Below are 21,006 nucleotides of genomic sequence, written 5' to 3' on the forward strand. Positions count from 1 at the left end.
GGCCCGTGGCGCTCGACCTCTCCAACTTCCCCTGGGACCAGCTCGTCCCGTTCAAGCAGCAGGCCGCCGCGTACGAGGGCGGCATCGTCGACCTCAGCGTCGGTTCGCCGGTCGACCCGACGCCGGAAGTGGTCCGCACGGCCCTGGCCGAGGCGACGGACGCGCACGCGTACCCCCAGGTCGCCGGCACCCCGGCCCTGCGTGAGGCGATCGCCGCGTGGTACGGCCGCCGACAGGGCGTCACGCTCACGCCCGACCAGGTCCTGCCAACGATCGGCTCGAAGGAGTTCATCGCCGGGCTGGCGCTGTGGCTCGGCATCGGCCGCGGCGACACCGTGGTGTTCCCCGCGGCGGCGTACCCGACGTACGAGCTCGGTGCGGCGCTCGTCGGCGCGGACACCCTCGCCTCGGACGACCCCGCCGCCTGGCCGGACACGACGAAGCTCGTCTGGCTCAACTCGCCGGGCAACCCGGACGGCCGCGTGCTGTCCGTCGACGACCTCCGGGCGGCCGTGACCCGCGCCCGCGAGCTCGGCGCCGTCATCGTGGGCGACGAGTGCTACGCCGAGCTCGGCTGGGAAGCGCCGTACGACCGCACCCCGACCCCGACGATCCTCGACCCCCGCGTCGTCGGGGACTCGGTCGATGGTGTCCTCAGCGTGTACTCGCTCTCGAAGCAGTCCAACCTCGCCGGGTACCGTGCCGCGTTCGTCGCGGGTGACGCCGCGGTCCTCGCCGAGGTCCTCGCCGTCCGGAAGCACACCGGCATGATGCCGCCCCTCCCGGTGCAGGAAGCGATGATCGTCGCCCTCGCCGACGAGTCCCACGTGCAGCAGCAGAAGGCCAGGTACCGGGCCCGACGGAACATGCTCCGGCGGGCACTCGAAGGCGCGGGCTTCCGCATCGACCACAGCGAGGCCGGCCTGTACCTCTGGGCCACCCGCGGGGAGCCGGCACTCGACACCGTGGCGTGGCTCGCCGAGCGCGGGATCCTCGTCGCGCCGGGCACCTTCTACGGCAGCGCGGGGGAGCAGCACGTCCGTATCGCCCTCACGGCGACCGACGAGCGCATCGCGGCCGCCGCGCAGCGTCTCGCGAGTGGACGTCGTCTGAACGGCGTCTGACGGAGCCGCACGGCGCCTCCGGGCAGTCTCCTGCCCTGAGCGCAATCCGTGGTTCCCACCAAATGCCGAGGGTCCCTGTGTGCGCGAGTGACAGGACCCGCGATTAGGCTGTCACCGTGACTGACACTGCCAATGACGCTCAGAAGACGGCCACACCGCCTACGACGCCCGTCCCCGTGAGTCCCGCCGCCGAGCAGACGACGGCGACCGCGACCTTGACGTACCCGGGCGGCACCGCGGAGTTCCCGATCCTGCCGAGCGTCGACGGCGCGTCCACCGTGGACATCTCCTCGTTCAAGAAGCAGACCGGGATGAACACGCTCGACTACGGGTTCGTGAACACCGGGTCGACGAAGAGCGCCATCACCTACATCGACGGCGACCAGGGCATCCTGCGGTACCGCGGGTACCCGATCGACCAGGTCGCGTCGAACTGCACCTTCCTCGAGGTCGCGTGGCTCCTCATCTACGGGGAGCTCCCCACGGACAGCGAGCTCGCCGACTTCGACGCCCGGATCCGCCGCCACACGCTCCTGCACGAGGACCTCCGTCGCCTCTTCGACGCCCTCCCGCACTCGGCGCACCCGATGTCGGTCCTCTCGAGCGCGGTGAGCGCCCTGTCGACCTACTACGAGGACGACATGGACGTCGACGACCCGGAGAAGGTCGAGCTGCAGACCGTCCGGCTCCTCGCCAAGCTCCCGGTGATCGCCGCCTACGCGCACAAGAAGTCCATCGGGCAGGCGTTCCTCTACCCGGACAACTCGCTGTCGTTCGTCGACAACTTCCTCCGCCTCAACTTCGGCACCATGGCCGAGACCTACCAGCCGAACCCGGTGCTGTCGAAGGCGCTCGAACGGCTGCTCATCCTGCACGAAGACCACGAGCAGAACGCCTCGACGGCCACCGTCCGCCTGGTCGGGTCGACGAAGGCGAACATGTTCGCATCGATCTCGGCGGGCATCAACGCGCTCTACGGGCCGCTGCACGGCGGCGCGAACGAGGCCGTGCTCGAGATGCTCCAGCAGATCAAGGACTCCGGCGAGCCGGTGACGCGCTTCGTCGAGCGGGTGAAGAACAAGGAGCGCGGGGTGAAGCTCATGGGCTTCGGACACCGCGTCTACAAGAACTACGACCCGCGGGCGAAGCTCGTGAAGGAGTCCGCGCACGAGGTCCTCGAAGCGCTCGGCGTGCAGGACGACCTGCTCGACATCGCGATGGAGCTCGAGCAGATCGCGCTCGAGGACGAGTACTTCGTCAGCCGCAAGCTCTACCCGAACGTCGACTTCTACACGGGCATCATCTACAAGGCGATGGGCTTCCCGCCGCGGATGTTCACGGTCCTGTTCGCGATCGGGCGTCTGCCGGGGTGGATCGCCCAGTGGCGCGAGCTCAACAACGACCCGCTGAACAAGATCGGGCGCCCGCAGCAGCTCTACGTGGGGCACCCCGAGCGGGACCTGCCGGCGCGCTGACGCGCTGGGGTGGCCGCGCTGCCGAGGCCCGCTCGCGTTCCGCGAGCGGGCCTTTTCCGTCACGCTCGGTGGCCGGACCCGGCGTTCTCCCCCCGCTCGGCGGAACGGGGACGGCGTGTCCTGCCCGCTCGCGGCGGGCGCGGGCGTCGACGCGACCGCCTGGAGGCGCGGTGCCGGTCCCAGGGGCCGGCACCGCGCCTCCAGGCCGTCGCGCTGGGCGCGGGGCGCTACGCGTGGAGCGCGGTGTTCAGCTGGATGCCCTCGCCCTTGCGCTGCAGCGCCTCGACCGCACCCGTGAGGGAGTTGCGGCGGAACAGGACGTTCGGGGCACCCGAGAGCTCGGCGGCCTTCACCGTCTTCGGCGTGCCGTCCGGGTTCGGGGCCGCGCCGACCAGGACGACCTTCGTGCCGGCCGTGACGTAGAGACCGGCTTCGACCACGGAGTCGTCACCGAGCGAGATGCCGAGCCCCGCGTTCGCCCCGAGGAGCGCGCGCTCGCCGAGCGACACCCGGTGCGTTCCGCCGCCGGACAGCGTGCCCATGATGGACGCGCCGCCGCCGATGTCGGTGCCGTTGCCGACGACGACGCCCTGGGAGACGCGGCCCTCGATCATGGCGTCGCCGAGGGTGCCGGCGTTGAAGTTCACGAAGCCCTCGTGCATGACCGTGGTGCCGGGGGCGAGGTGCGCGCCGAGCCGGACCCGGTTGGCGTCGCCGATGCGCACGCGATCCGGGACGACGTAGTCGACCAGCCGCGGGAACTTGTCGACGGCGTGCACGGCGATGCCCGCGCGCTGCAGCACCGGGCGGAGGCGCGTGAGGTCGTCCGGGTGCACCGGGCCGGCGTTCGTCCACGCGACGATGGGCAGGTGCGCGAAGACGCCGTCGAGGGCGATCTCGTTCGGGCGGACGTGCAGGTGGCTGAGGAGGTGCAGACGGAGGTACGCGTCCGGGGTGCTCGCGGGGGCGGTGTCGATCTGGATCTCGGTCGTGACCGCTTCGATCGTCACGCCGCGGCGGGGGTCGTCGCCGACGTGGGCCCGGAGCTCGGCGGGGAAGGCCGCGTCGGCGGGCCGGGCGCCGAGGTGCGTCTCCGGGTACCAGGTGTCGAGGGTGGTGCCGTCGGCGGCGATCGTCGCGAGGCCGTGGCCCCAGGCGTGGGTCGGGCGGTCGGTGGCAGCGGTCGTGTCGGTCACCGCACCAGGGTACTGGGGTGGGCGCGCACGGTCTCGTCCGTGCCGCGGCCGGTACAGTGACCGCATGCCGGAGCCGCTCGACCTCACCGCCTCGTCCATCGACATCACCCGTGCCATCTGCGACATCGAGTCGGTGTCCGGCAACGAAGGGCCCCTCGCCGACGCGATCGAAGCTGCGTTGGCGCCGCTCGCGCACCTCGAGGTGGTCCGGGACGGCGACGCGATCGTGGCCAGGACGAACCTCGGTCGTGACCGCCGGGTCGTCATCGCCGGGCACATCGACACGGTGCCGCTCAACCAGAACCTGCCGACGGAGTTCCGGACTGCCGAGGACGGCGCCGAGATCCTCTGGGGCCGGGGCACGGTGGACATGAAGGCCGGTGTCGCCGTGCAGCTGAAGCTCGCGTACGACCTCGCTGCGCCGTCGATCGACGTGACCTGGGTCTTCTACGACCACGAGGAGGTCAGCGACTCCCTGAACGGCCTCGGCCGACTGGCACGCACGCGCCCCGAGCTCCTCGCCGGCGACTTCGCGATCCTCGGGGAGCCCTCCGGTGCGCAGATCGAGGGTGGCTGCAACGGCAACCTCCGCGCCGAGATCCGCACGTTCGGCAAGCGGTCGCACAGCGCGCGCAGCTGGATCGGCGAGAACGCGATCCACAAGGCCGCTCCGATCCTCGCCACCCTCGCCGCGTACGAGCCGCGGACCGTCACGGTGGACGGCCTCGAGTACCGCGAGGGCCTCAACGCCGTCGGCATCTCCGGGGGGATCGCCGGCAACGTCATCCCCGACGAGGCGATGGTGCACGTGAACTACCGCTTCGCGCCCTCGCGCAGCGCCGACGAGGCCGTCGCCCACATCCGCGAGCTCTTCGACGGGTACGACGTGCAGATCGTCGACCTCGCCGCCGGTGCACGCCCGGGGCTCGACGCGCCGCTCGCCCAGCAGTTCGTGGACGCGGTCGGCGGCCCCGCGCCCCGGCCGAAGTACGGCTGGACCGACGTCGCCCGGTTCTCCGCCCTCGGCGTCCCCGCGGTCAACTACGGGCCCGGCGAACCGGTCTACGCGCACCACGACGACGAGCAGGTCCCCGTCGACCAGATCACCGCGGTCGAGGACGGCCTGCGTCGGTGGCTGACGGCCTGACGACGGGGGCGTCGCCGGTCGCCCCGCCCGCACGTGCCACGGCCCGGTGGCGCGCCCGCTACCGGGTGGTGCCGTGGTGGGTGCGGATCACGGTCGTCTACGCGCTCGCCCGGGTCGTCACGGGTGCGATGCTGGCCGCGTTCGCGAGCGTGCAGGCCGCGAACTCGTTCACGGTGCAGCACCCGGGCCTGCTGTCGTTCTCGTCGATCTGGGACGGCGCCTGGTACCGGGTGATCGCCACGAGCGGGTACCCCTCGACGTTGCCGGTCGACACCGCCGGACACGTCACCGAGAACGCGTGGGCGTTCATGCCGGCGTACCCGTTCCTGGTCCGCGCGCTGATGGCGCTCACCGGGGCGTCGTTCGAGCTCGTCGCGGTCTCCGTGTCGCTGCTCTTCGGCTGGGGAGCTGCCCTGGTCTTCCGACGACTGATGGGGCGCTTCCTCGACCCGGCGCGGGCGACGTTCGCGACCGTGCTGTTCTGCGTCGCCCCCGTGTCGGTGATGTTCCAGGTGGCCTACGCCGAGTCGATGGGGATGTTCCTGCTGCTCGTCGCCCTGCTGCTGTTCGTGGACCGGCGGTGGTGGACGATGCTGCCCGTGGTGCTGCTGCTCGGGATGACCCGTCCCACCGGGCTCGCGTTCGCGCTGCTCGTCCTCCTGTTCCTCGGCGCGTGGGCCGTCCGACCGGCGTGGGTCCGGGCGTCGTCGCCGCTCACCGTGCGCCGAGCCGTCCCGCCGGCCGTCGTCGCCGTCGTGTCCGGGCTCGTCGGGCTCGCGTGGCCCGCGATCGCCTGGGCCGCCACCGGGGTGCCGCGGGCCTACACGGACACCGAGCTCGCCTGGCGGTCGTCGTACATCGGCTGGAAGGACCTCGTGCCGTTCGCGCCGTGGGTCCAGGGCTTCGGTTGGTGGTTCCAGCAGCCGGCGGGCGCGATCCTGCTCGCCGTGGTCGTGGTCGGCTTCGCGGCGTTCGTGTCCATGCCGGCCGCACGACGGATCGGCCTCGAGCTGCGGCTCTGGGGCGTGGCGTACCTCGTCTACCTGCTGGCGGTGTTCTTCCCGCAGTCGAGCACGTGGCGCATCCTGCTGCCGATCGCGCCCCTGCTCGGGATCGTGGCGCTGCCGCGGTCACGGGTGTACCGGGTGCTCGTCGTCGTGGTGTGCCTGGCCCTGCAGTGGGCGTGGCTCTACTACTGCTGGTGGGTCGACGGCTACGACTGGACCCCGCCGTGATCGGCAGCGACGTCGACGGTCGCCGGCGGCGTCGACGCTGATCCGATCTCCGGGGCGGGTGTCCCCGCGGGGTGTGCTGCCGCGGCGGTGACCATCGCGTTCACGGTCGCGATGAACGGCACCGCGAAGAACGCCCCGACCACACCGGCGATCGTGGTCCCGGCGGTGACGCCGAGCACGACGCCGAGCGGGTGCACCTTGACCGCGCTCCCGGTGAGGAACGGGTGCAGCACGTGGCTCTCCAGCTGCTGCACGAGCACGACGATGCCGAGCATCACGAGCGCCGGCACCCACCCGTTGAACACGAGCGCGACGACGACCGCGACCGTTCCGGCCACGATCGCACCGACGACGGGCACGAAGGCGCCGAGGAACACGATCACGCCGATCGGGATCGCCAGCGGCACCTGGAGCGCCAGCGCCCCGATCACGATCCCGAGCGCATCGGTGACGGCGACGACGAGCTGGACGCGGATGAAGCTCGTCAGGGTCTTCCAGCCGGCGCGACCGGCGACCTCGAGCCGGGGACGGGCACGGCGCGGGAAGAGACGCACGACCCAGGCCCAGATGCGGGATCCGTCGATGAGCACGAACAGTGTCGTGAAGACGATGATGAACAGCCCCTCGAGCGCGTGCACCAACCCGCTCCCGGCTTCCTGGAACCCGGAGAGGATCGAGGCGGCGTGGGTCTGCAGGAACGTCGTGCCGTCGGACAGCCACATCGTGACCTGCTTCGACGTGATGCCGAACGGCTCCGTCGCGAGCAGGGTCTGCAGCGACTGCACGTTGTGGTCCAGGCGATGGCCGAGCGCCGGCAGGTCGTACCGGATCTGCGCGGTGACGACGAGTGCGAGGACGCCGATGACGACCACCACGGCCAGGAAGCACGACAGCACGGCGGTCCACTTCGGCCAGCGGTGCCGCTGCAGGAACGCGGACATCGGTGCCAGCAGGGCGCACACGATCAGGCCGATGAGGAACGGCACGACGATGTCCCGCAGGAGGAAGACGGCCGCGACGGCGAGGGCGAGGACGGCGGCCACCACGAGCAGGCGCCACGAGAACGCACCGGCGACGCGCATGCCCGCCGGGACGGCCTCGACGGCCGGGTCGACCGGTGGACGGCGCGTGGAGCGGATGTACGGCATCCCCCAAGGTGACCACTCGGAACCGCGAGAACGGCTCGATGGAGGCCCCCCAACCTGGGCGGTTTCGCAGTTGGCCCATCGATACGAGATAATGAGCGGGCATGTACTGCACGAAAGGGGACATCTGATGGCAGCCATGAAGCCGAGGACCGGTGACGGGCCGATGGAGGCTGTTAAGGAGGGTCGACTCATCATCGTGCGGGTTCCGCTCGAAGGTGGAGGCCGCCTGGTCGTCTCGGTCAACGATGCCGAGGCCAAGGAACTCCACGACGCACTCGCTGAGGTCGTCTCGGCCTAGTACGTCGACGCACCATCGTCAGGGCTCGGAGCGTGTACGCTCCGAGCCCTTTCGCGCGCCGGCCCCGGAGCGCGCTGGCCCCGGAGCGCGCTGGCCCCGGAGCACGCCGTGTCGGCGCCACCCGGCAGGATGGCACCGTGCCGAGGACCCACATGCCGATCCGCCGCGTCGAGGAGTTCCTCGACCCCGGCCCGATGCCCCGCGACGTCTGGCCCGCCACGCTCGCCCCGGTCCGCCAGCTCCTCGACGAGGGCCTCGACCTCGACCCCGTCACGGTGCTCGTCGGCGAGAACGGCGTCGGCAAGTCGACCATCATCGAGGCGATCGCCCTCCAGTTCGGCATGGGCCCGGAGGGCGGCGGCACCGGCTCGCAGCACTCCACCCGCCCGTCCGAGTCCGACCTCTGCGAGCACATCGCCGTCCGTCGCGACTTCGGTGCTCCGCGCGGCGGCTTCTTCCTGCGAGCCGAAACCATGCACGGGTTCTTCACCTACCTCGAGGAACACCCGAACCGCTCCCGCCCGGAGCCCGTCTTCCACGAGCGCAGTCACGGCGAGTCCTTCCTCGACTTCGTGATCGACCGGGCGCGGTGGCCCGGCCTGTGGATCCTCGACGAGCCCGAGTCGGCGCTGTCGTTCTCCGGGTGCCTCGCGCTCATCGCCCTGCTGCAGTCCATCGTGGAGAGCGGCGTCGGGCAGGTCCTCATGTCGACGCACTCACCCGTGCTCGCGGCGTTCCCCGGCGCGACGATCCACGAGGTGGGGGAGTGGGGCATCCGTCGGACGGACTGGGCCGACCTCGACCTGGTGCGGCACCAACGGTCGTTCCTGGAGTCCCCGGAACGGTACCTCCGACACCTGGCGTGAGCCGAGCGCCCTGGGCTAGGCGGAGACCTTCGTCATCTGCAGCAGCCCGTCGCCCGCCGGCGACAGCGCGCTGGTGACCGCCCCCGACGTCGACACCTCGGTGAGCAGCAGCCGGAAGTCGGTCGTCGCCCGGTCCCGCTTCACCGGGTCCGCCACGCGACCCCGCCAGAGCGCGTGCGGCACGAGGACCGTCCCGCCGAGCCGCGCGAGCCGCAGCCCGTGCTCGACGTACTCGATGACGTGCTCCGGGTCGGCGTCGACGAGGACGACGTCGTAGGAGGCCTCGTTCATCCGCGGCAGGACCTGGTTCGCCCGACCCGGGATGAGCCGGATCCGCGCGGGAGCGGTGCCCGCGGCGATGTACGCGTCACGGGCGTACTGCTGGTGGTCGACCTCGACGTCGATCGTGGTGAGCGTGGCGGTCGGCGCACCCCCGAGCAGGTACAGGCCGGAGACGCCGAGTCCGGTGCCGATCTCGATCATGCTCGTCGCCCGTGAGGCGGCGGCGATGACCCCGATCTGCGCTCCGATGGCGGGGGAGATCGCCTCGACCCCGAGTTCGAGGGAGTGCTCCCGCGCTCGGGTGATCACCTCGGACTCCGAGACGATGTCCTCGGCGAACTTCCAGTTCGACTCTTTCTCTGACACGCACACTCCGTTCGGGTGACAACTCTACGGGTGCTGCGGGGCACGGACGGGTTACGCTCGTACCGTGTTCGACGGCTTCGAGAAGTTCCTGGTGATCGGGATCATCGGCGTCCTCCTGCTCGGACCGCAACGGCTCCCGCAGTACGCGCAGAAGCTCGCCGAGTTCGTCAAGGCCGTCCGTCGCTTCGCCGACACCGCGAAGGACCGGATGCGCGAGGAGATGGGCCCCGAGTTCGACGAGGTCGACTGGCAGAAGCTCGACCCCCGGCAGTACGACCCGCGGCGGATCATCCGCGACGCCCTCCTCGACTCCGGTGGCAGTGCGGCCGCCGTGCAGACCGCGCAGGTCACCGCGTCGAAGGTGCGGGCGTCGGCACCGGTGGTGCCGCTCGCCATCGGCGAGGCCGCACCGTTCGACGCGGAAGCGACCTGACGCCCGTCACGTGACCAGCAGACGGACTGGAGGCGCGGTGCCGGCTGGCACCGCGCCTCCAGGCCGTCAGGGGGTCGCGTCTACTTCAGGTCCGCGATGAAGCGGTCCGTCCACGCGAGGGCCGGTGCGCTCGGGACCGAGCTGCAGGTGGACATCGCCGTCGTCGAGGAGCACGGGGTGTCCCGGTCCAGCGACCAGTAGTGGATCCCGGCGAGCCCGTTCGCCTTGGCGTAGGCGGACAGGGTGTCGACGTCGGCGAGGGTGAAGACCTCGTCCGAGGCGTCGTTCACGCCGATCATCGGGGTGACCTCGATCTTCGACGGCGCGATGCCGTAGGTGTGCTCGAGGTTCGTGACGGCCTGGATCGAGGACTGGCCCATCTCGCAGGTGGAGCCGGACAGGACGCAGTTCGCGGTCGTCGCGCGGCCGAAGTCCATCGTCATGAGGTTGACGGTGTAGTTCGTCAGCGTGGAGGCCTTGATCGCCTTGACCGTGGCGTCACCCGTGCTGTTGAGTCCGCCGAAGCTCCCGTCGCTGGCGGCGAGGGTCGCGAGGGTGAACGAGAAGCGCAGCCCCGGGTACTTCGACTGGGCGAGTGCTGCGGCGTTGACGAGGTTCTGCACGTCGGCGGCGGACTGCCCGCTCTCGATGTCGAAGTCCACGCCGATCATGTGCGGCGTGGCGTACCGGGCGATGAACGACTGCAGCGCCGTGCCGGAGCACTTGAACGATCCCGCCGCACCACCGGTGCTCACGATGTAGTTGACGCCCGCGGCGTCGAGCTTCGGGATGTTGGCGCTCGCGAACGCGTCCGCGGCGACCCCGCCCCAGTTCTCGCTGCCGCAGGTGCCGGTGGCGAAGGCGAGGGTGATCTCCTTGAGGCCGGGCTCCCGGGTGGAGACGAGGCTGTTGCTCGACCCGACCACCGGGATGCGCGTCCCCGTGACCGCCGTGTTCATCACGTTCGTGTTCCAGTCGAGGTTCACGGTGACGTCCTTGTACGGGCTGAAGACCAGGCCGCTGGCGGTGCCCCCGCTGCCGCCGGTGCCCGGGGTCGTGGTGCCACCACCGGGGGGCGTGGTCGTCCCGCCGCCGCCCGTGCCCGTGCAGGCGCCGGTCGAGGTCCAGGGCTGCCCGCTCCCCGTCGCCCCGGAGTGCGTCGCGGGGTCGTCGCCCTGCGTCCACCAGTTCGCGGTGTAGTTGGTGCCGTTCTCACTGACGGTGGCGCCGCCGGTGTACGCCGTGCCGGCGCTCCAGGCGGTCGCACAGGCCGGGGTGGCGGCGAGGGCCGGGGCCGCGGCGAGCGATCCTCCGGCGATCGTCGCGGCCACGGCGGCCAGTGTGGCGACCAGTCCGGCGCGCATGCGCATCTGCTTCTTCACACGGTTCTCCTGTCCTCGGCCGGTCGTCGTCGTCCGGCGGGTGGAGCTCCTGCGACCCGATTTCGCAGGAGCATTGTGGAATACCCCTGCATATTGCTCCCGAGTAGAACGACCTGTCCATGAAAGGACGTACAGGTCCGCGCCCTCAGTCCTTCGACGCGACGCCCCTAGGACAGGGACAGCCCGAGCTTCCGGCCCGCGAGACCCCGGCCCATCGTGGTGATCCGGTCGGCGATCGCCGCCAGGGCCACCGCTGCGGGATCGGACGGCGCACCGAGCACCACCGGAACCCCGGCGTCCCCGCCCTCGCGCAGCGGGACGGACAGCGGCACGCTCCCGAGCACCGGCACGGGGCTGTCCTGCCCACGGGACAGTCGGGCGGCGGTCTCGGCGCCACCGCCCTCACCGAACAGGTGCAGGACGCTGCCGTCCGGCTGCACGAGCCCGGCCATGTTCTCGACGACACCGATGACCCGCTGCCCGGTCTGCCGTGCGACGACCCCGCTCCGCTCGGCGACGTCGGCGGCGGCCGCCTGCGGGGTGGTGACGACGAGGACCTCGGCGTGGGGGAGCAGCTGCCCGACCGAGATCGCCACGTCGCCGGTGCCGGGCGGCAGGTCGAGGAGGAGGACGTCGAGGTCGCCGAAGTACACGTCGGTGAGGAACTGGGAGACGGTGCGGTGCAGCATCGGGCCGCGCCAGGACACCGCGGTGGAGACGTCGTCGACGAACATGCCGATCGAGACGACCTTCACGTCGTGGGCGACCGGCGGCAGGATCATGCTGTCCACCCGGGTCGGGCGGGGTGCGACGCCGTTCGCGTCCGTGAGGCCCATCAGCCCGGGCACGCTGAAGCCGTGCACGTCGACGTCGACGAGACCGACCCGCTGCCCGCGCCGGGCGAGCTCGGCCGCGAGGTTCACCGTCACGGTCGACTTCCCGACACCGCCCTTGCCGCTGGTGACCGCGATCACCCGGGTGAGGGAGTCGGGCGTGAACTGCACGCCCCGGGGTCGGCCCGCGCGGAGTCGTTCGGTGAGCGCGGCCCTGGTCGCCGGCGCCATCACGGAGACGTCGATCGACACGGTGGACACGCCGTCCACGGAAGCGGCGGCCGCGCGCACGTCGCGCTCGATGGTGTCGGCGGCCGGGCACCCGACGATCGTGAGCTGCAGGTCGACGCGCACCGCGCCTCCAGGCTGCACGTCGACCCCGCGGATCATGTCGAGCTCCGTGACGGGCCGGCGGATCTCGGGGTCGATCACCCGGCCGAGCGCCGCGAGGACCGCGGAGCCGAGGCGTTCCTCGGGTGACCCGGCGTCAGCCACGGGCGGTGCTGCCGGACTCGTCGGCGAAGCCGGCGTCGTCCGCGTCGCGCCGGTCGAGCTCCTCGAGCAGCGACCGCAGTTCGGCGCGGATGAAGTCCTTCGACGCCATGTCGCGCATCGCCAGGCGGAGCGCCACGACCTCGCGGGCGAGGTACTCGGTGTCCGCGAGGTTCCGTTCGGCGCGCTGCCGGTCCTGCTCGAACTGCACCCGGTCGCGGTCGTCCTGCCGGTTCTGGGCGAGCAGGATGAGCGGTGCCGCGTACGACGCCTGCAGCGACAGCACGAGGGTCAGGGCCGTGAAGCCGATGGCCGCGGAGTCGAACTGCCACGACTTCGGCGCGAGCGTGTTGTAGCCCATCCAGACCACGCAGAACAGGGTCAGGCCGACGAGGAACCAGGGCGTTCCCATCGCACGGGCGATGCCTTCGGTGGCGCGGCCGAACGTGTCACCGCGACCGGAGCGTCGTCGGGTCGGGAGGACACGCGTGCGCATGCCCTTCGGGGCGTCCAGGCGTTCCTGACGGTTCTCATCCGTTCGGGCCACGGGTGGTCCTCCTTCCCGTCGTCACGGGCGTCTTGCGCGGGCGTTGGCGTGGAAGCGGTGAGGGTTCCCCCTCGCCCTGACTTCGCCAGTCGTCCGGCAGGACGTGGTCGAGGACATCGTCGATCGTCACCACCCCGACGAGTCGGTGGGCATCGTCGACCACGGGCACGGACAGCAGGTTGTACGTCGCCATGATGCGGGTGACCTCCGCGGCGCTCGCATCGACACGGACCGGTTCGGTCTGCTGGTCGATGAGGGTGCCGAGCCGCTCGTTCGGCGGGTAGCGCAGCATCCGCTGGAAGTGCACGAGCCCGAGGAACCGGCCGGTCGGCGGCTCGTACGGCGGCAGGGTGACGCACACCGCGGCGCCGAGCACCGGGGCGAGCTCGTGGCGCCGGACCAGCGCCAGCCCCTCGGCCACGGTCGCGTCGGCGGAGACGATCACCGGCTCGGTCGTCATGAGGCCACCGGCGGTGTCCGGCTCGTACTCGAGGAGCATGCGGACGTCCTGCGCCTCCTCCGGCTCCATGAGCTCGAGGAGGGCTTCGCTCCGCTCGTCGGAGAACTGCGCGAGCACGTCGGCGGCGTCGTCCGGCTGCATGTGGTCGAGCACGTCGGCGGCTCGGGCGTCGGTGAGCCGGGTGAGGATCTCGATGCGCTGCTGGTCGGGCATCTCCTCGAGCACGTCGGCGAGCCGGTCGTCGGGGAGTTCCTCGGCCACCTCGAAGCGGCGTTCCTCGGGGAGGTCGAGCAGCGTCGACGCGAGGTCGGCCGGCACGAGGTCGGAGTACGCGGCGATGACGTGCTCGGCGGACTGGGCCTCGCCGGGGAGCTCGTCCTCGGTGACCTCGTTCCAGGTCGCGAAGGTCGTCGGGCCCTTGCCGAACGGCGACGGCGTCGTCTTCGGCTTGCGGAGGAAGAGCTGCGAGACCTCCCACGAGCCCTGCCCGCGGTCCTCGATCGCGACGTCCTCGATGGTGGCGCGGATGCGTTCCTTCGTGATGAGGACCTTGCGGCCGAGCATCTCGGCGATCACCCGGACCTCGCCGCCGCGCTGCTCGAAGCGGCGCATGTTGACGAGCCCGGTGGTGATGACCTGCCCGGCGCCGATCGAGGTGATCCGGCCGACGCTGACGAAGATGCGGCGCTTGCCCGGGACCTCGACGATCAGACCGACCACGTGGGGAGGGTCGTCACGGCGGTACACGACGAGCACGTCGCGGACCTTGCCGACGCGGTCGCCCGCGGGGTCGAAGACGGAGCACCCGGCGAGGCGGGCGACGAAAACCTTCGTGGCGCTCACTCGACCCAGCGTAGTCGCTGCGTCTGGCCGTACGGTGCCGCGCGGTCGGGGCCTTCCCTGTGTGTGCACGTGCGATCGCAAGGTGTGCGGTGAATGATGGCTGGGTGAGCAATCAGAGCCCGTTCGCCGGACGCACCGCCCAGGCCTTCCCGACGCTCCCGCGCGGGGACGTGCTCGGCACGTACGACAGCTACCCCGACGCTCAGCGCGTCGTGGCGAAGCTCGCCGAGGCGGACTTCCCCGTCAACCAGCTCTCGATCCTCGGCAACGACCTCAAGACCGTCGAGCGCGTCACGGGCAAGATGACCTACGGACGCGCGGCGATCGCCGGTGCCCTGTCCGGCCTGTGGCTCGGCATCTTCTTCGGCATCGTGCTGACGCTGTTCTCGCCGAGTGCGGGCGGCCTCATCCTCGCCGCCGCGATCATCGGTGCGGCGTTCGGCATGCTCTACGGCATCGTCTCGTTCGCGATCACGAAGCGGCAGCGGGACTTCACGAGCGTGCACCAGGTGCTCGCCACGAACTACCAGATCGTCGTCGACCCGCAGCTCGTCGGGCAGGCGCGGCGGATCCTCGGGGAGGCCGGGATCGCCCCGACCACGCACTGGAACCCGGGGACGCCGGGTGCTCCTGGTGGTCCGGGTGCCCCGGGCTCCGGTTCGTCGGGCTCGGGCGTGCGCGGTGCCGGGTTCCAGGGGCAGGAGCCGTGGCGTCCGGGTGCGCCCGGCGCGGGGGCGCCCGGTGCTGGCGCGCCGTCGCAGGGCTCGCCGTACGGTGGGCACGCGACTCCGCACCAGCAGCCTGGAGGCGCGCAGCAGCCCGGTACGTCGGCGCCCGGCACGCAGACGGGAGCGCCGCGCTACGGCACGAACGAGGGGCCGCGGTACGGGGAGGGCCAAGCCGTTCCTTCCGCTCCGTCCGCTCCGTCCGACCCCGGGGCTCCGTCGACCGCGTCGCAGGCCCGCGCGGAGGAGCCGCCGCGGTACGGCGAGCGGGTCACCGGCGGGACGCCGACCTCGGCGCCGGCGTCGCCCGCGTCGTCGGACACCGAGCCCCCGAAGGACGACGAGGGCCGCTGACCCCGCGCCCGCACGCCGCGCCCCGCCCCCGTCGACGCCCGGTCCGGTCCGCCGAACGGGCAGGACACGCCGCGGGCCTACCGCCGAGCGGGCAGAAGTGGCCGCCGGCGGGCGGCGAGCGGGACGTATTTCGCCCGCTCGGCGCCCGGCCCCGGCTAGCCCCGCCCCTCGTCCACCGAGGTTGCGCCCCGGTCTGCCGAGCGGGCAGGACACGCCGCGGGCCCATCGCCGAGCGGGCAGAAGTGGCCGTCGGCGGGCGGCGAGCGGGACGTATTTCGCCCGCTCGGCGCCCCGGCCCCCGCGCCTACAGCACCTTCGAGTAGCAGATCGACAGCGGCGCCCCGACGTACGGCCCGAAGTTCGCGATGTGCGAGAACCCCTCCCGCTCGTAGAACCCGATCGCCCGCTTCTGCTCGTTCCCGGTCTCCAGCACGAGCGCCGGTGAGCCGAGGTCGAGCGCGGCTTCCTCCAACCGCCGCAGCAGCGCCGTCGCGACACCCGCTCCGCGGGACTCCGGCCGCACGTACATGCGCTTGATCTCGGTGATGCCGTCCTCGACGATCCGCAACCCGGCGCAGCCGAGTGGCGTCCCGTCCTCGTCACGGGCGAGGAAGAACACCGCGATCGACTCCGCCGTGGGCTTCTCGCCCGGCTCGGTGTCGCCCCCGTAGGCGCGGTCGATCTCCAACCGCTGGGCGGCACGCAGCCGCTGCGCGTCGGGGGAGTCGAAGTGCTCGACCTCGATCGAGACGGTGTTCGGGGACAGCTCGGGCGTCGTCACCCGTTCAGGCTAGCGGCCGGAGCGGGCGATCCACCCCTCCACTTCCGAGGGGGTCCGGGGGATGCCGACGGACAGGTTCTCGGCGCCGTCGGCGGTCACGAGGATGTCGTCCTCGATCCGGACGCCGATGCCGCGGAACTCCTCGGGGACGGTGAGGTCGTCCTGCTGGAAGTACAGGCCGGGCTCGATCGTGAAGACCATGCCGGGCTGCACGATGCCGTCGATGTACATCTCCCGCCGGGCCTTCGCGCAGTCGTGCACGTCGAGGCCGAGGTGGTGGCTCGTCCCGTGCACCATGTAGCGCCGGTGGAACTGGTTGTCCTGCTGCAGCGATTCCTCGGCGGTACCGGGCAGGAAGCCCCACTCGGCGGTCTTCCGGGCGATGACCTCCATCGCGGTGGCGTGCACCTGACGGAACGTGATGCCCGGCTTGACGATGGCGAACGCCGCGTCGGCGGCTTCGAGCACGGCTTCGTAGACGAGGCGCTGCACGTCGGAGAACGTGCCGCTCACCGGCAGGGTGCGGGTGATGTCGGCCGTGTAGAAGGAGTCCACCTCGACGCCGGCGTCGATGAGGATGAGGTCACCCGGCTGCACGGCACCGTCGTTGCGGGTCCAGTGCAGGATGCAGGCGTGGTGCCCGGACGCCGCGATCGTGTCGTAGCCGACGGTGTTGCCGTCCGCGCGGGCGCGGCGGTTGAACGTCCCCTCGACGATGCGCTCGCCGCGGGGGTGTGCGAGGACGGCGTCGAAGTCGGCGATGACGTCGTCGAACCCGGCCTTCGTCGCGTCGACGGCCTGGCGGAGCTCGTTCACCTCGTACGCGTCCTTCACGAGGCGCAGCTCGGACAGGTCGCGGGCGAGGGCGTCGTCCGTCGCGGGCACGCCGTCGGCTTCGGGCGCACCGCCGACGGGCGAGCCGACACGCTCGTCGATCGCACGGGTGAGCTCGACGTCGGCGTCCCGCACCAGCAGCGCCGCGGCGTCGAGCCCCGCGGTCACCGTGTCGAACGCGCCGAGGTCGGCCGTGGCGAGACCGAGGTCCGCCGCGACCTCGGCGAGGGAGGGACGCGGCCCGACCCAGAACTCGCCGATCTCCGGGTTGGCGTAGAACTCCTCGGAGTCGCGGCCCGCGGTGGCGCGGAAGTACAGCGTGGCGTCGTGCCCGGAGCCGTTCGGCGTCATCACGAGGACGGAGCCGACGACCGTGTCGGTGCCCCAGCCGGTGAGGTGCGCGAACGCGGAGTGCGGGCGGAACGGGTAGTCGCAGTCGTTCGAGCGCACCTTCGCCTGACCGGCCGGCACCACGATCGTGCGGCCCGGGTGGAGCTCGGAGATCCGTGCACGGCGTTCGGCGGCGAAGGCGGCCTGTTCCCGCAGCTCGGGCAGCGGACGGTCGCGATCGGCCCACTGCGAACCGATGTAGTCCTTGAACGTCGAGGACCCGGGGGTGGTGGAACGGTTGCTCGTCGCGCGGGGTGTGGTGTCGGCCATGCCCCCATCATCGCACCGCCCGTGGGACCGCGGCCTGTGCGGCTGCTCACCTGTGGATAGCATTGTCGACGTGCCCGATCCGTTCATCGACCTGCACGCGCACTCGAGCGTCTCCGACGGCACCGAGCGACCCGCGGACCTCGTCCGGGCGGCAGCGGCCGCCGGGCTGGACGCCGTCGCCCTGACCGACCACGACACGACCGCGGGCTGGGCCGAGGCGACGGAGGCGGCACGCGGCCTGCCGATGACGCTCCTCCCCGGACTCGAACTCAGCACGCGCGTCGGGTTCAGCAGCGTGCACGTGCTCGGCTACCTGGTCGACCCGGAAGACCCGGGCCTCGTGGCCGAGACCGCGCGCATCCGGGACGGCCGGCTGTCCCGCGCACGCCGCATGGTCGACCGCATCGGTCGCGACCACCCGATCACGTGGGACGACGTCCTCGCGCAGTCCCGCCGCGGTGCCACGATCGGCCGGCCGCACATCGCCGACGCGCTGGTCGCCCGCGGGCTCGAGACGGACCGCAGTGCAGCCTTCCGCGGGATCCTGCACCCGGCCTCCGGCTACTACGAACCGCACGAGGCGCCGACCCCGCTCCGCGGAGTCGAGCTCATCCGCCAGGCGGGTGGGGTGCCGGTGATCGCGCACCCGGCTGCCTCGTCGCGCGGGATCGTGATCGACGAGCCGATGCTCCGCGAACTCGTGGACGCCGGACTCGGCGGGCTCGAGGTCGACCACCGCGAGAACCTCGCGCACGGCAAGCGCACCCTGCTGGACTGGGCGGGTCGGTACGGATTGTTCGTCACCGGATCGAGCGACTACCACGGCACCGGGAAGCCGAACCGGCTCGGCGAACACCGCACGGGTCGTGCAGCGTTCGACGCCATCCGCTCCGAGGCGACCGGCAGCGCCCCCGTGGTCGGCGCTGGCTCCCGCCTGCCCTGACCCGAGTCTCGTCCCGGGTCGTCCGAGTCTCGCGGTGAGCGACGGTTCTCGGGGCTGACGTCCCGAGAACCGTCGCTCAGCCCGAGTCTCGGGACCGCGGGCGGCCGCGCGGGCCAGCAGGCGCGCGGGAACGACGAAGGGCCCGTCGCGCCAGCGACGGACCCTTCGGCCTGGAGGCGCTACTCGCCGTCCGACGTGCCCTGCGGTGCCGAGGCGGTCGCCTCGGACGAGCCGGTGCCGGCCCCGCGACGGCGACGCCGACGGCGACGCTTCGCGGCGCCGTCCGTGCCGGTGCCCTCGGCGCCGTCGACCGCGGGCGAACCGCCGTCGGTGGGCGCGGAGGTCGGAGCCGTGGACTCGGCGGCCGGAGCCTGCGAGGCGGAGCGCTCCGCGCCTCCCGAGCGGGTGCGCGACCGCGAACGGGAGCCGGCCGCGTCACGCGAGCCGCGCGCCGGACGGTCGCCGGTGCGCTTCTCGGCCGGGCCACCGGCCGACGCCGCGTGCGCCGATGCGCCGGGCAGCCGGCCCTTGGTGCCCTTGGGGATGTCGAGCTCCTCGAACAGGTGCGGCGACGACGAGTAGGTCTCGACGGGCTCGGGGATGCCGAACTCGAGGGCCTTGTCGATCAGCGTCCACTTGTGCAGGTCGTCCCAGTCGACGAACGTGACCGCGATGCCGGTCTTGCCCGCGCGACCGGTCCGGCCGGCGCGGTGCAGGTACGTGTCGGGGTCGTCCGGGATCGTGTGGTTGATGACGTGCGTGACGTCGTCCACGTCGATGCCGCGGGCGGCGACGTCGGTCGCGATGAGCACGTCGCGCTTGCCGGCCTTGAACGCCGCCATCGCGCGCTCGCGCTGCTCCTGGTTGAGGTCACCGTGCACGGCTGCGGCGTTGAAGCCGCGGTCCTTGAGTTCCTCGACGAGCTTCGCCGCGGCACGCTTGGTGCGCGTGAAGATCACGGTCTTGCCGCGGCCCTCGGCCTGGAGGATGCGGGCGATGACCTCGTCCTTGTCCAGCGAGTGGGCACGGTAGATGAGGTGCTTGATGTTGGCCTGCATGAGGCCCTCGTCCGGGTCCGTCGCGCGGATGTGCACCGGACGGCTCATGAAGCGACGGGCGAGCGCGACGATCGGCGCGGGCATCGTCGCCGAGAACAGCATCGTGTGCCGCACGTCGGGGACGGCCTGGAAGATGCGCTCGATGTCCGAGAGGAACCCGAGGTCGAGCATGCGGTCGGCCTCGTCGAGGACGACCTCCTGCACGTGGGAGAGGTCGAGCATGCGCTGGCGCTGCAGGTCGATGAGCCGACCGGGCGTGCCGACGACGATCTGCGCGCCGGCCTTGAGCTGCTCGATCTGCCCCTCGTACGCCTTGCCGCCGTAGATCGACACGATCTTCGTGGGCCGGTTCGAGGTGGCCAGCTCGAGGTCCTCGGTGACCTGCACCGCGAGCTCGCGGGTCGGGACGACCACGAGGGCCTTCACGCCGGGCGCGGGGTCGGCGCCGAGACGCTGGATGAGGGGGAGGCCGAACCCGAAGGTCTTGCCGGTGCCCGTCTTGGCCTGGCCGATGATGTCCTGGCCGGTGAGGGCGAGCGGGATCGTCTGCTCCTGGATCGGGAAGGGCTCGATGATGCCCTTGCCGGCGAGCGCATCGACGATGTCCTGCTCGATGTTGAGGTCTGCGAAAGTCAAAGAATCACCTTAGTCCTGGTGGAAGTCCCGACCAGTCTACCGACGGCCCGGTCGGGCTGGGCGCGGGGCGGTTCCCGCTATGCTCGTGGGGTGGTGTCGTGGTGGAACCGGAAGCGCGCTGCGCAGCTCGCCGCCGCGTGGCTCGCGTCGCGGAACCCGCGTGGCGCCAAGCCAGTCGAACGCCTCCAGCTCGACGACGTCACCCCCGAGCTCGACGTCTACCTCGGTCAGGCCGCGTACCTGCAGCTCTCGCTGTACGAGACGATGGGTCGTGCCGGCGCCGGTGCCCCCACGCTCTCCGGCCGACTGGTCACGGGCGTGCTGGCCACCACGGCGCTCGACCGGCACCGGACCATCGTCGCCGAGATCGAACGCACCGGCGGGGACCCCGCCGCGCTGATGGCTCCGCACCGTGAGCCGATCGACCGCTTCCTCGAGCGGACGAGCGGCGCCGACTGGTACGAGTCGATGCTCACCGGCTACGTGACCGGCGGCATCCTCAACGACCTGTTCGGCAACCTGCTGCGGTCACTCCCGGCCGAGGTCCGGCAGCGGTTGGGGACGGTGTTCGACGCGCGTGAGGACGCCGCCGTGGTCGAGGAGCTCACCGCCCGCATCGCGGAGGACCCGCAGGTCGGGTCGCGTCTGGCGATGTGGGGTCGGCGGCTGGTCGGCGACACGCTGCTCGTGGCCCGGTCGGCGCTCGCGTCCCACGCGCGGGAGGACCAAGAGCGTCTCGAGCCGGTGTGGACCGAGCTCATCGCGGCGCACTCCCGTCGGATGGACGCGCTGGGTCTGACGGCCTGACGGCCTGAGAGCGTGACGGCCTGGAGGCGCGGCCCGGCCCGCGCGGTCCCGTCACCGCCCGGGGCGGTCGCGCCCACCGCC

General features: G+C 71.7%; 20 protein-coding genes. 10 read left to right on the forward strand and 10 right to left on the reverse strand.

The features are described 5' to 3' along the window. The first annotated feature begins 5 nt into the window (after positions 1-5). Positions 6-1,124 (forward strand): succinyldiaminopimelate transaminase, encoded by a 1,119-nt coding sequence (gene dapC / locus FS825_RS03025; RefSeq protein ID WP_144710721.1) that lies wholly within the window; start codon positions 6-8, stop codon positions 1,122-1,124. Between the two features lie 176 nt (positions 1,125-1,300). After that, the gene (locus FS825_RS03030; protein ID WP_144711250.1) at positions 1,301-2,599 is read left to right on the forward strand and encodes a citrate synthase; all 1,299 of its coding nucleotides are present in this window, start codon (positions 1,301-1,303) and stop codon (positions 2,597-2,599) included. Positions 2,600-2,826: 227 nt separating this feature from the next. Here FS825_RS03030 and dapD read toward each other — a convergent pair whose 3' ends face one another. Further along, on the reverse strand, positions 2,827-3,795 hold the full coding sequence (dapD, locus tag FS825_RS03035; RefSeq protein WP_144710723.1) for a 2,3,4,5-tetrahydropyridine-2,6-dicarboxylate N-succinyltransferase: 969 nt from the start codon (positions 3,793-3,795) through the stop codon (positions 2,827-2,829). A gap of 64 nt (positions 3,796-3,859) precedes the next feature. On the opposite strand from dapD, the gene dapE reads away from it, so the two are divergent. Then, entirely contained in the window at positions 3,860-4,942 is a 1,083-nt protein-coding gene (dapE, locus tag FS825_RS03040) for a succinyl-diaminopimelate desuccinylase (protein ID WP_144710725.1), read from the forward strand. After that, the gene (locus tag FS825_RS03045) at positions 4,927-6,177 is read left to right on the forward strand and encodes a hypothetical protein (protein ID WP_144710727.1); all 1,251 of its coding nucleotides are present in this window, start codon (positions 4,927-4,929) and stop codon (positions 6,175-6,177) included. The genes dapE and FS825_RS03045 overlap by 16 nt, the downstream gene beginning before the upstream one ends. Here FS825_RS03045 and FS825_RS03050 read toward each other — a convergent pair. Then, entirely contained in the window at positions 6,156-7,325 is a 1,170-nt protein-coding gene (locus tag FS825_RS03050) for an AI-2E family transporter (protein WP_186377048.1), read from the reverse strand. The genes FS825_RS03045 and FS825_RS03050 overlap by 22 nt on opposite strands. Before the next feature lie 127 nt (positions 7,326-7,452). Here FS825_RS03050 and FS825_RS03055 point away from each other — a divergent pair, with 127 nt between their 5' ends. Both FS825_RS03055 and FS825_RS03060 read left to right on the forward strand, forming a co-directional pair. Next, positions 7,453-7,623: a DUF3117 domain-containing protein gene (locus FS825_RS03055; RefSeq protein WP_017887054.1), complete on the forward strand. Its 171-nt coding sequence runs from the start codon at positions 7,453-7,455 to the stop codon at positions 7,621-7,623. A gap of 137 nt (positions 7,624-7,760) precedes the next feature. Continuing rightward, entirely contained in the window at positions 7,761-8,489 is a 729-nt protein-coding gene (locus FS825_RS03060) for an AAA family ATPase (protein ID WP_144710731.1), read from the forward strand. A gap of 15 nt (positions 8,490-8,504) precedes the next feature. Here FS825_RS03060 and FS825_RS03065 read toward each other — a convergent pair whose 3' ends face one another. Beyond that, positions 8,505-9,137 (reverse strand): O-methyltransferase, encoded by a 633-nt coding sequence (locus tag FS825_RS03065; protein ID WP_144710733.1) that lies wholly within the window; start codon positions 9,135-9,137, stop codon positions 8,505-8,507. 64 nt (positions 9,138-9,201) lie between these two features. Between FS825_RS03065 and FS825_RS03070 the strand changes: the two genes are divergently transcribed. Beyond that, positions 9,202-9,570 carry a twin-arginine translocase TatA/TatE family subunit gene (locus FS825_RS03070; RefSeq protein ID WP_144710735.1) on the forward strand — a complete coding sequence of 123 codons (369 nt, stop codon included), beginning with the start codon at positions 9,202-9,204 and terminating at the stop codon, positions 9,568-9,570. Between the two features lie 80 nt (positions 9,571-9,650). On the opposite strand, the gene FS825_RS03075 is transcribed toward FS825_RS03070, so the two are convergent. The 4 genes from FS825_RS03075 to FS825_RS03090 form a co-directional block, all read right to left on the reverse strand. Then, positions 9,651-10,952: a carbohydrate-binding protein gene (locus tag FS825_RS03075; protein ID WP_222126873.1), complete on the reverse strand. Its 1,302-nt coding sequence runs from the start codon at positions 10,950-10,952 to the stop codon at positions 9,651-9,653. A gap of 167 nt (positions 10,953-11,119) precedes the next feature. Next, positions 11,120-12,280, reverse strand: a complete 1,161-nt coding sequence (locus tag FS825_RS03080; protein WP_144710737.1) for an Mrp/NBP35 family ATP-binding protein — start codon at positions 12,278-12,280, stop codon at positions 11,120-11,122. Next, on the reverse strand, positions 12,273-12,824 hold the full coding sequence (locus tag FS825_RS03085; protein ID WP_186377049.1) for a DUF1003 domain-containing protein: 552 nt from the start codon (positions 12,822-12,824) through the stop codon (positions 12,273-12,275). Before FS825_RS03085 ends, FS825_RS03080 begins: the two co-directional genes overlap by 8 nt. Beyond that, positions 12,808-14,127: a magnesium transporter MgtE N-terminal domain-containing protein gene (locus FS825_RS03090; RefSeq protein ID WP_144710738.1), complete on the reverse strand. Its 1,320-nt coding sequence runs from the start codon at positions 14,125-14,127 to the stop codon at positions 12,808-12,810. The genes FS825_RS03085 and FS825_RS03090 overlap by 17 nt, the downstream gene beginning before the upstream one ends. 104 nt (positions 14,128-14,231) lie before the next feature. Between FS825_RS03090 and FS825_RS03095 the strand changes: the two genes are divergently transcribed. After that, on the forward strand, positions 14,232-15,206 hold the full coding sequence (locus FS825_RS03095; RefSeq protein ID WP_144710740.1) for a YflT domain-containing protein: 975 nt from the start codon (positions 14,232-14,234) through the stop codon (positions 15,204-15,206). 304 nt (positions 15,207-15,510) lie between these two features. Here FS825_RS03095 and FS825_RS03100 read toward each other — a convergent pair whose 3' ends face one another. Further along, entirely contained in the window at positions 15,511-15,987 is a 477-nt protein-coding gene (locus FS825_RS03100; RefSeq protein WP_144710742.1) for a GNAT family N-acetyltransferase, read from the reverse strand. 9 nt (positions 15,988-15,996) lie between these two features. Continuing rightward, positions 15,997-17,481 carry an aminopeptidase P family protein gene (locus FS825_RS03105; RefSeq protein ID WP_144710744.1) on the reverse strand — a complete coding sequence of 495 codons (1,485 nt, stop codon included), beginning with the start codon at positions 17,479-17,481 and terminating at the stop codon, positions 15,997-15,999. Positions 17,482-17,551: 70 nt separating this feature from the next. Here FS825_RS03105 and FS825_RS03110 point away from each other — a divergent pair, with 70 nt between their 5' ends. After that, positions 17,552-18,424: a PHP domain-containing protein gene (locus FS825_RS03110; protein WP_260980987.1), complete on the forward strand. Its 873-nt coding sequence runs from the start codon at positions 17,552-17,554 to the stop codon at positions 18,422-18,424. A 179-nt stretch (positions 18,425-18,603) separates the two neighbouring features. Here the strand turns inward: FS825_RS03110 and FS825_RS03115 are convergent, their stop codons facing one another. Beyond that, a complete protein-coding gene (locus FS825_RS03115; protein ID WP_144710748.1) occupies positions 18,604-20,118 on the reverse strand; it encodes a DEAD/DEAH box helicase in 1,515 nt (504 codons plus the stop codon). 90 nt (positions 20,119-20,208) lie between these two features. Between FS825_RS03115 and FS825_RS03120 the strand changes: the two genes are divergently transcribed. Further along, positions 20,209-20,925, forward strand: coding sequence for a ferritin-like domain-containing protein (locus tag FS825_RS03120; RefSeq protein ID WP_260980988.1), 717 nt, complete (start codon positions 20,209-20,211; stop codon positions 20,923-20,925). Positions 20,926-21,006 lie beyond the last annotated feature (81 nt).

The sequence above is a fragment of the Curtobacterium pusillum genome, assembly GCF_007680845.1.
GTDB lineage: Bacteria > Actinomycetota > Actinomycetes > Actinomycetales > Microbacteriaceae > Curtobacterium > Curtobacterium pusillum_B.

What these genes read in the sequence shown, in the direction of transcription:
- dapE (WP_144710725.1), top strand. Translation starts at nt 3,860, where the DNA reads ATGCCGGAGCCGCTCGACCTCACCGCCTCGTCCATCGACATCACCCGT.
- FS825_RS03050 (WP_186377048.1), bottom strand. Translation starts at nt 7,325, where the DNA reads ATGCCGTACATCCGCTCCACGCGCCGTCCACCGGTCGACCCGGCCGTC.
- FS825_RS03055 (WP_017887054.1), top strand. Translation starts at nt 7,453, where the DNA reads ATGGCAGCCATGAAGCCGAGGACCGGTGACGGGCCGATGGAGGCTGTT.
- FS825_RS03105 (WP_144710744.1), bottom strand. Translation starts at nt 17,481, where the DNA reads ATGGCCGACACCACACCCCGCGCGACGAGCAACCGTTCCACCACCCCC.